This window comes from Streptomyces sp. V3I8 (assembly GCF_030817535.1).
Classification (GTDB): Bacteria; Actinomycetota; Actinomycetes; order Streptomycetales; family Streptomycetaceae; genus Streptomyces.
Window position 1 is genome coordinate 8,507,666 of record NZ_JAUSZL010000002.1, and the last position, 12,583, is coordinate 8,520,248.

Sequence of the window (12,583 nt, forward strand, 5' to 3'; positions counted from 1 at the left end):
CCCGATGCAAGGAGTCTCACGTGTTCTCCGTCCTCGACGACATCAACTGGCCGGCTCTCGCGATCGCGGCGGTCGCGTCGTTCCTGATCGCCGGAGTGTGGTTCGCGGCCGTGATCGCCAAGCCGTACGCCGCCGCGCTCGGCCGGGCGGGCACACCGGCGCCCTCCCCGACGCCGGTCACCGTGGCGGGCCCGCTGGTGTGCACCCTCGTCACCGTCCTGACCAGCGCCGTTCTCGTCGAGGCGCTGGACATCACGGGCACCGGTGACGCGGTCGTCTTCGGGCTCCTCGTCGGCATCGGGTACCTCGGCGCGATGACCTTCCAGATCGCCATCAACCCGAACTTCCCGCGCCCGCTCTACTACGGACTCCTCAACGCGCCGTACTTCGTGCTCACCAGCGTGCTCACCAGTGTCGTCCTGGTCGCAATGCGCTAGTCCTCGCGACGTGCGAGGCGGCCCGGCCACCAGACGGCCGGGCCGATGTCCCGCACCAGCGCCGGCACCAGCAGCGAGCGTACGACGACGGTGTCGAGCAGGACGCCGAAGGCGACGATGAAGGCGATCTGCGCGAGGAACGCGAGCGGGATGACGATCAGCGCCGCGAAGGTGGCGGCCAGCACCACACCGGCCGACGTGATCACGCCGCCGGTCGCGATCAGACCGTGCAGCATCCCCTGCCGTGTGCCCAGGCGCAGCGTCTCCTCGCGTACACGTGACATGAGGAAGATGTTGTAGTCGACGCCGAGGGCGACGAGGAACACGAAGCCGTACAGCGGCACCGAGGCGTCCGTGCCCGAGAAGCCGAAGCCGTGCTGGAACACCAGGCCCGCGACACCGAGTGTCGCCAGGTAGTTCAGTGCCACGGTGGCGACCAGGAGCACGGGCAGCAGGAGGCAGCGGAGCAGGGCGACGAGGATGACCAGGATGATCGCGAGGACGACCGGGATGATCAGGGTCCGGTCGTGCTCCGCGGTGCGCTGGGTGTCGTACTGCTGGGCGGAGTAGCCGCCGACCAGCGCGTTCGCGCCGGTGGCGTGCAGCCGGTCGCGCAGTTCCCGCACCGTGCTCCTGGCCGAGTCGGTGTCCGGCGCGGCGGTGAGGACGGCGTCGACGCGCACCCGGCCGTCCACCACCAGCGGCTCCCCGCCCGGCCGGCCGGACTCCGTCACCGCCTGTGCCCCGGACACCCCGTCCGTCGCCGCCGCGACCCGGGTGACCTCGGCACGCCGGTCCGCGTCGGCGATGATCACGACCGGCTGGCCGGAGCCGCCGGGAAAGTGCTTGCCCAGGGTCTCCTGGGCCGCGACGGACGGCGCGTCGTTGACGAAGAGCTCGTCGAGCGGCACCCCCTTCGACTGCAGCGCGGGGAAGAACGCGGCTCCCGCCACGAGTACGGCGACGGTGATCATCCACAGCTGCCGGGGGCGCGTGTCGACCCAGTGGGCGACGCGCCGCCAGATGCCGTGCCCGCCCGTCTCGGCGTCGGCCGACCGGGGCTTCGCGGGCCAGAAGGCCGCCTTGCCCAGGAGGGCGAGCACCGCCGGCAGGAACGTCAGGGTCGTCAGCACCGCGCACACGATGCCGATCGCTCCAACGGGGCCCAGCGCCCTGTTGTTGGTCAGATCGCTGAGCAGCAGGGCGAGGAGTCCCAGGGCCACGGTCGCGGCACTGGCGGTGATCGCGCCGAAGGACTCGCGCAGCGCCGCCCCGGCCGCCTGGACCCGGTCGCCGCTGCGGGCCAGTTCCTCGCGGAAGCGGGCGGTCAGCAGCAGGGCGTAGTCGGTGGCGGCGCCGATCACGAGGATCGACAGGATGCCCTGCACCTGGCCGTCCACGCGCACGATGTCGTGGTCGGCCAGCACGTAGACGAGGGCACAGGCGACGCCCAGCGCGAACACCGCACTGATGATGATCGTGAACGGGAGCAGGACACTGCGGTAGACCAGCAGCAGGATGACCAGGACCGCCGCCAGGGCCACGCCCAGCAGGATTCCGTCGATGCCCGCGAAGGCCTCGCCGAGGTCGCCCTGGGTGGCCGCGGGGCCGGCGATCTGGACGCGGGTGCCGGACACGTCACCGGCGGCCTGCCGCAGTTCGTCGAGCACCTCGGTGAGCCGCTCGCCCAGTTCCGGGCTCAGGGGGACCACGCCCTCCAGGGCGGCCCCGTCCTTCGAGCGCAGGGCCGGTGAGGGCGTGCCGTCCACACCTTCGACGTCGGCGAGCGACTTCAGGACCCGGGTGGCGTCGTCCTGCTGGGCCGTGGAGACCTTCCCGCCGCCGTCGGCGGTCCAGACGAGGATCGCGGGCAGCGTCTCCTGCTGGTCGAACGCCTTCTGCTCCTCGATGACCTCGGTGGACTCCGCATTCCGCGGCAGGAACGCGGCCTGGTCGTTGGTGGACACCTCGCCGAGCTTCCCGGCGTAGGAGCCGAACGCTCCGCCGAGACCGAGCCAGACGACGACGAGGACGAGGGGGACCAGCCATCGGGCCGGTCGGCGCACGGTGTTCATTGACTTCCCAACGGACGTAGGCGGACACCGACAAAGGTATCTCAAAGAGAAAGTATCTCAATCATCGAGAGATACTATCCTTGTGTCATGCAGCCAAAGAGTTCGGAGAGCCTCGACGGCCCCGACAGCGACCTCCAGGCCTACGCCGTCCTGCTGCGCACGCTGAACAGTGAGTTCAACCGCATCGCCCACTCGTTTGCCCAGGCCCACGCACTGCACTCCACCGACGTCCACGCCCTGGCCGCGATCCTGGACGCGTCGGCGACCGACGGCGAGCCGATGACCCCCTCCCGGCTGCGGGAGCGGCTGAACCTCACCTCGGGCGCCGTCACCGCCTGTCTGGACAGGCTGGAGCGCGCCGGGCACATCAGCCGCACCCGCGAGAGCGCCGACCGCAGGGTCGTCCACCTCTCCTACAACGCCGGTGCCCGCGTGCTCGCCCGCGAGTACTTCAGCCCGCTGGCGCGGAGCACGGAGGCGGCGCGGCAGAAGTTCACCCCCGAGCAGCGCGAGACGATCGCGGACTTCCTGCGCGCCCTGAACCGGGAGCTGGCCGACGAGCTGTACAACGGGCGCTGACGCGGGGCCCGTTCAGCCCTCGGAGCGAGGCGCGGCACCCTGTGCGAGGGCGGCCGCGGGGGCTGCGTCGAGCGTGCCCGGCGCGCTCGCGGCGCGCCGCCGGGCCAGGGACTCGTGGGCCGCCGCCCGCGGGTGACGGCGACGCCAGTACGGGTTGTCGTGGGGCAGTCTGCCGGTGACCCGGCCGTACATGCCGAAGGTCAGGATCACCAGCCCCATGGCGAAGCTGAACAGCACGTTGGGCATGCCGAAGTCGAGAAAGTTCGCAGCCCTGTCCAGTACGAAGATGTGTGCGAAGCCGCTGATCAGGAACAGCGTCCCGACGGTCATGTTGAGCGTCGAGGCGAAGTTCCCGCCGACCGCCGCGCCGGCGATCAGCGTGAGACCGACGAGGACGGAGATGAGGCTGAGGGCGCCGTTGGTCGTCATTCCGGCGATGGTCTCGCCGTCCGTGTCGAACGGGCTGAGCCGGTCGGCGAAACCGAGGACACCGAAGACCAGGAGGGCCGCACCGCAGAGTGCGGCCCCGTACCGGTAGACCGTGGTGAGTCTGTGGTCGACGGGGAGTTCGTCGCGGAGCTTCATGGCGGGCGTTCCTCTCTCGGGGCGGGAGGGCCGGCCGGTCGGGGAGGGGTCCCCTATGGGCCGTTACGTCACTTTCGGCCGCCGGGGCCCTCCCGGATGCACCGGGCAGGACCGCCCCGCGCCTCAGCGCGGAGCCCGGACCGGAGCGCCTTCCGCCAGCTGCCCGGTGACCTTCGCGCCGGTGACCTTCGTGCCGGTGTCCCGCAAGGCGGCGGCGCGGACGGCGAGGAAACGCCCGTCGGCCGCCGCGCGCACCGGTCCGGACGCCTTGACGCGGGTCACGGACCGGCTGCCGGCGGCCAGCAGGTACGGGGTCCCGGAGGGGGCCCGCCAGCCGACGTCCGCCAGCACGTCCTGGCCGAAGCGGCTGCACTCGGCGGTGTTCCTGCGGACACCGGCCGGGTCGGCGGGCCCGGTGCCCGGGCCGAGGAAGAGGTACTCCACGCGCCCCGGACCGCGCCAGGTGTCGGCGCGGGCACACACCCACGTGGCCTGCCCGGCCCGCTCGGGCAGGTCCTGCCGGGCGAACACCCAGTGGTTGACCGCGCGGACGCCCTGACCACGCAGCCCCTCCAGCCGGCAGGCGGTGCGCGCCCAGCCCCGCAGCGCGTCCGGACCGGTGGCCTCCCGGGGCGGCCGCGGGCGTACCCCGGGCGTCGGCGGCGGCATGTAGGTCAGGTGGACGGGCGACAGGCCGCCGAGGTCGGTGAGCAGGAAGGCGTGCTTCTCGACGATGCGCGGCGAGGACCGCAGCTGCACGACGGGCCAGGTACGGCAGTCACCGCCCCCCGACGGCACCGGGACGGGCGCGGTGAGGCCGTTCCGGGAGCGGGGCACGTCGCGGGACGGGGTGTCGGGCGCGAGCAGATCGCGGGTGCCCGCCTCCGCGATCCACGGCGCCAGCAGCAGCCGTACGGACGTCGGGGTGCGGGAGACGACGACCGCGGCGGCGGTCGTCACGTCGGCCCCGTCGGTCAGGGCGGACACCAGCTCGGACGCGCCGTCGCCGCGCAACGGCTCGCTGTAGCGCACGGTGGTCAGGTCGTCGTGCAGGACGACGACCGCGCGTCCGTCGACGTCGTCGGCGAACAGCAGGCGCGGCGCCCTGCCGGTACCGGTGTACGCGGCACCCGCTTCCGTCGACCGCCGCCCCCGCCACGCCGGGTCGGACCAGGCCCGCAGCGCGCGCTCCAGCAGCGGGCGGTCCGCGGTCCGGCCGCCGCGGGCGGGCCAGGCCGTGAAGTCCACCCGGGCCGTGTCCGCCCAGACGCCGGGGGGAGTACGCCGCAGCAGTTCGGCGGCCGTCGCCCGTGACGTCTGCTGCTGTCGCCCGCTCCCGGCGCGTTCGCCTGCGTCGTCCGGCAGGGAGACGGCGACGCCTCCCACGCAGAGGGCCAGCAGCACCGCGGTCGCGGCGGAGCGTACGCGGTGCCGGCGCCGGAGCAGGTCGGTCGGCCGGGCGCGCAGCAGACACGGGTCGAACTCCGGGGCGAGCAGGACGGCAGCCGACCCGCCGCCGGCTGCGTCGGGGGCGGTGGCGGGCGGCAGGGGCCCGGCCCCCGTGGTGTCCGCGCCGGCCGGGCCGCCGCCGGTCGCCGGCGTGCGGAGTCCGTCCGCGGTGACGAGCCGGCGTCCGGCCAGGACGGCCTCCTCGGGCTCGGTCACACCGGTGTCGCGCAGGACGCGGGCCGCCTCCTCGGCGGACAGCCCGTCGAGCACGAGCAGCGCGACGGCCGCCCGCACCGGCCAGCCGGCCTCCGCGAGGGCGCGGTCCAGCACCAGCTCCTCGGCGCCTCCGGACTGCGGGAAGACGCGCAGCCCCCAGACCGCCGGCAGGGCCGGACGCCCCGGCCACCGGCCCCACGGACGGGGAGACCGCCCGGGTCGCGCCTCCTGGTCCCCGGCCGCCCGCAGTACACGGGTCCGCAGGGCCCCGTACCCGTCCGGAGCCGCGCCGGACGGGTCCACCGCCCGCCGGCCCGGCACCACCATCCGGCGGCGGGGCAGCGCCCGCTGTACGAGGCCGTGCGCGGCGAGCACGCGCCGGTGGCGGCCCAGGGAGCGGGGAAGGGTCACGTACACCAGCCGCACCAACCGCGCGTAGTGCTCCATGAGCGCGGCCTCCGCGCGCTCCACATCGAGCACGCGCGGCTCACTGTCCGGGATGGTCGGGCGCCGTATGAACATGATCGCTTCGCTCTTTCGGAGTACGAGTGAGATCCGTCAGTACGGTCAAACGAGTGATCTTGGATGCCGTCACCCCGGTCGGGCGTGCAACGGGCCCCACCGGCCGTCAGCGGCCGGTAGAACCGTCGATAGGTCCTGGCACTCCTCGACGACCCGCTTCGCCCGCTGGATCGCCTCCCGGTGGGTGCGTGGTGCGGGTGGCCAGGCGGTGGCGGAGGGTGTCGTCGTCGATCACCAGGCACACGACGAGATCGAAGAGCTCACGGACGTCCGCCCCGTTCTCCGCCGACCCGCACAAGAACGCGACGCGGGAACGGGACCCCTCGACGAGGGTTGCCACGCGCTCGCGGACGATCATCCACCCGGTCAGGCGCGCGGTGCCGGGCCTAATCCCTGCCGAAGTCCTTGGTCCTGACGAAGCGGCGGTCCGTCTTCGACGGGCCGTCCTGCGTTCCGCGCAGGATCCAGTAACCGGCGTCCTTGCGCGGCTTGTTGAAGCCGAACGTGCCGATGAGCAGCTCGTCGCGGCCGTCGGCGTCGAGGTCGGCGAGGTGCAGGTCCCAGCCGAAGCGGTCCCGGTCCCCCGCGTGCTGCGGGGAACCCTTCAGACCGATCGCGTACCGGTCGAGTTCGACGGAACGGGCCTTGCCGAGGCCGTCCTCGCCGCCCAGCATGACCACCACCCGGCCGACGCGGCGATCACTGCGCAGGGACGTGGTGGCGATGTCGTCGTGGCCGTCGCCGTCGATGTCGCCCACCGCGACGGCGTTGCCGAGCTGGAGCCTGCCGAGCTTGCCGAGGGGCCTGCCCCGCCCGAGGCCCTTGTCGCTGCCGTAGACGGAGACGGCCTCCGAGAAGCCCAGCTGGGCGAGGACGTCGTCGTGGCCGTCGCCGTCGAAGTCCCCGACGGCGACGGGGTCGGCACCGTACTCGAGGGCGGCCTCCCCGCTGGTGACGCCGGGTACGGGCCCGGCGGGCTCGAGCCCTTCGGCCGTGCCGCGGTAGAACGTGCTGTCGACGACGTCCCGCGGCATGTCCCCCTCGAAGCGGGAGTCCTCCTCGTCGTACTCGGCCTTGGTCAGCAGGTCGTCCAGACCGTCGCCGTCGAAGTCGCCGACGACCGCGCGGGCCACGGACGCCCAGCCCCCGTACCCGACGTCCACGCTAGTGGTGCGGGGGGTTTTTCCGTCGCGACCGAGGGGACCGTGCAGGATCGTGGCGGGCTGCGGCCTGAGGTCCGTCTCGCCGCCGGACCCCGCGAGGGTCAGCAGGTCGAGCGCGCCGTCGCCGTCGAAGTCCCCGGCGGCGACGGCCGCGAGGACGTCACCGGGCAGCTCGGTGACGCCCGCGGGGCCGTCCGGACCACCCCAGACGACGCGCTGCACGGGCGTGGGCCGCCCGCCGGACCCGCTCAGCAGGTTGCGTACGACGACATCGGCGTAACCGTCGTCGTCCAGGTCCCCGGTGAACTGGGTCGACAGGTCGTGGTAGGTCGGCGCGCTCGTCAGGCGCGGGTCCGGCGGGACGTAGCGCTCCGCGAGGCGGAACGCCGCGCCCGGTTCCGGGCCGCCGGGCGCGGCGAGGGCCACGAAGCGGTTGTTGTGCCACTTGCTCCCCGCCTTCGGCTCCTTGTACCAGGCGTTGACGAGGACGTCGGCGTGCCCGTCGCCGTTCACGTCGTTGTGGCCGACCACGCCCTGGCTGCGGGGGACGGGGGAGAAGACGGGCAAGGATTCCCCGTTGCCCCTGTCCCTGTCTCCGTCCCCTTTCCCGTCTGCGCCGCCGTCGCCGGAGCAACCTGCGAGGAGCAGGGCGGTCACGCAGAGACAGGCCAGTAGGGCCACGGGGTGGCGCCGGGGACGACGGTGCATGGCGCAAGTCTGCGGCACGCGGCTCACAGGCTCGTAACGGCCGGGTCAGGGACCGGTTCCGGTAATGGTCCCGGGCGGTCGTGGTGCGGTGCGGGGCGGGACGACTGATGCCGGGGTCACCGGTCACCGGTCACCAGCCATCGGTCAGGAGACCGTAGGCGTCGCGCCCGGCACGGTGGTGATACGCGCGTGCTCCCCGTGGCCGCAGTGCACCAGGCGGTCGGCGAGTCCGACGGCCCGCGCCTCGGCGAGGAACGCCTCGAGGGGCGAGCGCATCACCGTGTAGTCGCCGTAGTGGACGGGCAGGACCAGACGAGGGTCGAGGCGCCGGGCCAGTTCCGCGCCCTGTACGCCGTCCATGGTCACCACGAAGCCGCCGGGAAGGCGCGTCCCGCCCAGGTGCAGAACGGCCAGGTCCGCCCGGGGGAAGCGCCGGGCGATCTCGTCGAGGCCGTCGTACAGGAGGGTGTCGCCGGAGACGTACAGGCGCAGCCGGACCGGGCCGCCCACGGGACCGAACTCCAGCATGCTGCCCATCACCGGCGGCAGCAGGCCGCGCAGCAGGCGGTGGCCCGCGTGCCGGCCGGGCAGGGCCGTGACCCGGACCTGGGCGCCGCCGTGCTGGAGGGTGTGGCCCCGCCAGGTGCCGAGCCCCGCCGCGCGGCGGAAGCCGTGCACGGCTTTGAGGCGGCGGGCCGCGTGCGGTGTGGTCAGCACCGGCACGTCGTGGTCCAGGTGCTTGCGGGCGCGGCGGTCCCAGTGGTCACCGTGCAGGTGCGACAGGACGACCGCGTCGAGGCGGGGGAGGCCGCGGACGGCGACCGCCGGTTCCGTCAGACGGCGGCTCAGCAGTCCGTACCCGAGGTAGGCGTACTCGCCCCGGTGCAGGAAGTTGGGATCGGTGAGCAGGGTGAGTCCGCCGTACCGCAGCAGAACGGTCGCGTTCCCGATGAAGTGGAGCTCCACCTCGTCGTACGAGGCGTCGTCCGTCCGCTGCGGCATGACCGTCCTGTCCGGCGGGGCCGGAGGGCGCCCCGCCTGCCCCTGGCGCGTCCGATGTCCTCCGGCTGCCCGGAGTACCCCTGACGCGCATGATCACTACAGTCGGGCGGGGCGAGTCCCCGGGGGCGGCCGACCGGACCGGCGGAGTCGAACGACCGGACCGTCGGAGTCGACCGATCGGGGCGGCGGGGTCAACCGACCGGATCGGTGGGCGCCGAGAGCAGGTCGTTCTCCGTGGCCGAGGCCAGGGACAGCGTCCGGTAGCCCATGCTCTCGAACAGCACGGTGATCCGGTCGCCGTCCTCGCTCATCACCGTGCCGTCGCCCCACGCGTTGTGCCGCACCACGGTGCCCGCCGGATAGGAGGCGGCCGCCGGATGGACCGGCCGGTCGTCACCCGCGTTCCCCGCCGCCCCCTCGCCGGCCGTGCCGTCGGCCGCGAGGGAGGCGCACACGTCACAGGCGCCGCACGGAGCCTCGTACGGCTCACCGAAGTAGCCGAGCAGGAAGCGACGGCGGCAGCCGGTGGTCTCGGCGAACCCCAGCATCATCTCCAGCCTCGACTGCTCCATCATCCTGCGGGCCTGCGCCTCCTTCGTGGCGAGCGCGGTGGCGTCCTGCGCCGTGACACCGGGAACGGGGCGCACCCGGCCGTCCTCGTCGGTGCTCACGGCACCCGCCTGTTCCAGGAAGTTGCACGCCGCCGTCACGCGTCGGCGCGAGAGGTCCGTCCGCTCGCCCACCTCGTCCAGCGTGAGGGGACCGTCGTGCCCGTGGATCAGTTCCGCGACCTTGCCGAGGGTCTCCTCGTCGGGTGTCTGGGTGGCGAAGAGGCGTTGCAGCCCGCTGTCCTGCGACCGGTAGTGCAGGACGGCGACCGCGGGCGCGCCGTCGCGGCCCGCACGGCCTATCTCCTGGTAGTAGGCGTCGAGGGAGCCGGGCACGGAGGCGTGCAGCACGAACCGTACGTCCTCCTTGTCGATGCCCATGCCGAAGGCGGAGGTGGCGACGACCACGTCGGTCCCGCCGGACAGGAAGGCGTCGTGCGCGCGGGAGCGTTCGTCGGCCGTCAGCCCGGCGTGGTAGGCGTCGGCGTGCAGGCCGAGACCGCTGAGCTCGGCCGCGTACTCCTCGGCGTCCTTGCGGGTGGCGGTGTAGACGATGCCCGGCTTCGGCTCCCCGGCGGCGCGCTCCACCACCGTACGGCGCTTGTTCGCGTCGTCCAGGAAGCGGCGGACCTCCAGCGTGATGTTCGGCCGGTCGAAACCGGCCACGACCAGCGCGGGGTCCGCCATGGCCAGCCGGTGCACGATCTCCTCGCGCACGGGGGGAGCGGCCGTCGCCGTCAGGGCGAGGACGGTGGGCCGGCCCAGCCTCCGTACGGCGTGGGGCAGGCGCAGGTAGTCAGGACGGAAGTCGTGGCCCCAGCCGGTCACGCACTGCGCCTCGTCGACGACGAACAACGAGGGGTTCACCTCGGCCAGGCGCTCGACCACCTCGTCCTTCGCCAGCTGCTCGGGGGAGAGGAACAGGAACTCGGCCTCCCCGCCGCGCACCGCCGTCCAGGCGGCCTCCGTCTCCTTGGCCGACTGGGCGGAGTTGACCGCGACGGCGTCCGGAGCGTCGCGCCGCAGCAGCCCCGCCATCTGGTCCCGCTGGAGGGCGATCAGCGGCGACACCACGACGGTGGGCCCGGGGAGCAGCGAACCGGTCACCTGGTACACCGCGGACTTCCCCGCACCGGTCGGCATGACCGCCAGGGTGTCGCGCCCCGCCATGACCGACTCCATCGCGGTCAGCTGGCCCGGTCGGAGTTCTTCCCAGCCGAACACGTCGGCGGCCTTACGCCTCAACCGGTCCGCGGTGTCGAGGTCGCTGTCCTGCGGCATGTGCACATCTCTTTCTGGAACTGTCTTTCCGGCCCCGGCCTTCTGGAACGGGCCTTCTGGAACCGGCCTTCTGGCACCGGCCGGAGCGGACGCTGCGTCGTTGTCGTTGTCGTTCAGGGGCGGGGATTGGTGCGGTGCCATCGGGGACGCGCGTCACTGCCCCGGCGCCCGGCGACGGAGGCGCACCGCGGGCACTGTCGCCGCACCCGGTCGGCCGCGCCGCCGGACTCGGGGAAGGTGTCCAGCCAGGTGACGTGCGAGAACCGGATCAGCTGGGAGCGGGAGAGGGACAGGCCGCAGACGGTCTGGTTCATGCCGGGTTCCCAGGCGTGGACCTCTCCGGAGGGCAGCCGCCGCCGGCCGTCGTCCTCCACCGTCCACTGCCCGGACGCGGCCACGGCGTACTGCCTGACGCGTGCCATGACGTGCTCAGACCGTCGGCCGGCCGGTACCGGAGAGCGGACCGGAAAGCGGACCGGAGGGAGGCTCGGGCCGTACGGACGTGCTGGGTGAAGATTCGTGCTCGGTCATCGCGGCGCCGTCCTCGGTTCGGGTGCGTACGGGGCACCGGTCGGGTCCGTACGAGCACCGAGTGCCCGGCCCGCTCGAACGTAAGCGCTACGGCAGGCGCACACCGGCTCCGCACACCGGCTCCGCTCACGGGCGGGGCGGTCGCCGACGGGTCGGGGCCGGGGGCCGGGGCGCCGGCCGGATGTCTGTCGTGCCAGACGGCCTCACGGCGATGTGGTCACGGATCCGGTCGGGCCCCCGGCCGTTCGTCAGCGCGCCCCGCCCCAACAGGACGCGCCCACCCACGACCAAGTCGTACGCGCGACAGGCGCTAGCCGATGTTGAAGTCGAGGTTCGTCACGTACCAGGAACCCTCGATCTTGCTGGACTCGACCTTGATGTCCAGCTGGTCCTGCGTCACCCCGGTGGAGTGGGACAGGACGATCTTGTCCAGTGCCTGCCCGTCGACCGTGATCCTGTCCGCGGGGACCACCACCTTGTCACCGGTGGCCGGGGCCTGGGTGACCTCGACCTTCGGGTCGTCCGAAGGCGGCTCGGGAGTGAAGGACTCCTTGAACTGCCCGAGGGTCTTGTCCATCTGCTTGCGCTCGGGAGCGTCGTCGCCGCACGTCGTCCCGTCGCCGACCTTCGCGGGCTCGGAACCGGCCGCCGGTTCCGCCATCAGCAGGCACGCCTCCTCCGGCTCACCCTTGATGACCGCCGCGACCCACCCGGCGACGGCCTTCTCGGCCGTGGACCGGTCCACGGCCGAGGTCTGGGCCGACGCGGAGGCGTCGTCGTCCGCCTTCTCCGCGTCGGCCGCGGGCGAGCTGCTCGAGGACGACTTCTCGTCCGCGGCGGAGTCCGCGTCGTCCGAGCACCCCGCGAGCCCCATGACCGCCGCCACGGCGACCCCCGCGATCGAGCCGACCCGTCTCGCCCTCTGATCCACTAACACCACTCTGACAGCCTTCCTAGGAACGTTCATGTGCCTCAGCGGCACCACGAGTCACTCTGGTCGCGGCTCCGCTTCACCCATCAAGACGGGGCGGACGTCCCAACGGTTCATTTTTGAAAGGTTGTTGCAGGATCCGGACCGGTCATGCGAGAGGCGACCAAGGGGAGGGACCGCCTACGGCGCCACCGGGAGGCGGTGGACGGAGACGTGCGAACGCGACTCGGCGGTGAACGCGGCACCGTCCCGGTCCGCGTACCTGGTCTCCAGCTCGAAGCCTGCCGGCTGGGCCATGAGGTCCAGCTCGGCCGGCCAGATGTACCGGTGCGGACTGCGGAACAGCTGCGCCCGCTCGCTCCCGGCGAAGTGGAAATGGTGCGGCATGCGAGCGCGCGGTGCGAGGCGCGGGTGTTCCGGGACAGGCCGCCGTGCACCATCCTCGGCATGTGGCCGCAGGGCGGCTGCGGGAGAACGGCTGGGGCCGTCGACGCTG

10 protein-coding genes and 1 pseudogene are annotated in these 12,583 nt (G+C 72.9%); 2 read left to right on the forward strand and 9 right to left on the reverse strand.

All coding sequences use genetic code 11. The annotated features are described in order from the left end of the window. The first annotated feature begins 20 nt into the window (after positions 1-20). Positions 21-437 (forward strand): DUF1761 domain-containing protein, encoded by a 417-nt coding sequence (locus QFZ75_RS37520; protein WP_307543893.1) that lies wholly within the window; start codon positions 21-23, stop codon positions 435-437. Here the strand turns inward: QFZ75_RS37520 and QFZ75_RS37525 are convergent. After that, positions 434-2,512 carry an MMPL family transporter gene (locus QFZ75_RS37525; protein WP_307543894.1) on the reverse strand — a complete coding sequence of 693 codons (2,079 nt, stop codon included), beginning with the start codon at positions 2,510-2,512 and terminating at the stop codon, positions 434-436. The two genes, QFZ75_RS37520 and QFZ75_RS37525, sit on opposite strands and share 4 nt — an antisense overlap. A gap of 87 nt (positions 2,513-2,599) precedes the next feature. Here QFZ75_RS37525 and QFZ75_RS37530 point away from each other — a divergent pair, with 87 nt between their 5' ends. Then, complete coding sequence (locus tag QFZ75_RS37530) at positions 2,600-3,091, forward strand: MarR family winged helix-turn-helix transcriptional regulator (protein ID WP_307543895.1); 492 nt, start codon at positions 2,600-2,602, stop codon at positions 3,089-3,091. Positions 3,092-3,103: 12 nt separating this feature from the next. Here the strand turns inward: QFZ75_RS37530 and QFZ75_RS37535 are convergent, their stop codons facing one another. The 8 genes and pseudogenes from QFZ75_RS37535 to QFZ75_RS37570 all read right to left on the reverse strand — a co-directional run. Further along, entirely contained in the window at positions 3,104-3,676 is a 573-nt protein-coding gene (locus QFZ75_RS37535; protein WP_307543896.1) for a DUF4383 domain-containing protein, read from the reverse strand. A gap of 123 nt (positions 3,677-3,799) precedes the next feature. Next, on the reverse strand, positions 3,800-5,863 hold the full coding sequence (locus QFZ75_RS37540; RefSeq protein WP_307543897.1) for a hypothetical protein: 2,064 nt from the start codon (positions 5,861-5,863) through the stop codon (positions 3,800-3,802). Between the two features lie 386 nt (positions 5,864-6,249). Then, entirely contained in the window at positions 6,250-7,593 is a 1,344-nt protein-coding gene (locus tag QFZ75_RS37545) for a VCBS repeat-containing protein (RefSeq protein ID WP_307543898.1), read from the reverse strand. 285 nt (positions 7,594-7,878) lie between these two features. Beyond that, positions 7,879-8,736: an MBL fold metallo-hydrolase gene (locus QFZ75_RS37550; RefSeq protein WP_307543899.1), complete on the reverse strand. Its 858-nt coding sequence runs from the start codon at positions 8,734-8,736 to the stop codon at positions 7,879-7,881. 191 nt (positions 8,737-8,927) lie between these two features. Next, positions 8,928-10,625, reverse strand: coding sequence for a RecQ family ATP-dependent DNA helicase (locus tag QFZ75_RS37555; RefSeq protein WP_307543900.1), 1,698 nt, complete (start codon positions 10,623-10,625; stop codon positions 8,928-8,930). A gap of 113 nt (positions 10,626-10,738) precedes the next feature. Further along, the gene (locus tag QFZ75_RS37560) at positions 10,739-11,047 is read right to left on the reverse strand and encodes a hypothetical protein (RefSeq protein WP_307543901.1); all 309 of its coding nucleotides are present in this window, start codon (positions 11,045-11,047) and stop codon (positions 10,739-10,741) included. Between the two features lie 419 nt (positions 11,048-11,466). Next, positions 11,467-12,087: a hypothetical protein gene (locus QFZ75_RS37565; RefSeq protein WP_307543902.1), complete on the reverse strand. Its 621-nt coding sequence runs from the start codon at positions 12,085-12,087 to the stop codon at positions 11,467-11,469. Between the two features lie 180 nt (positions 12,088-12,267). Further along, a pseudogene (locus tag QFZ75_RS37570) lies at positions 12,268-12,468 on the reverse strand (SAM-dependent methyltransferase); the annotation flags it as partial. Positions 12,469-12,583 lie beyond the last annotated feature (115 nt).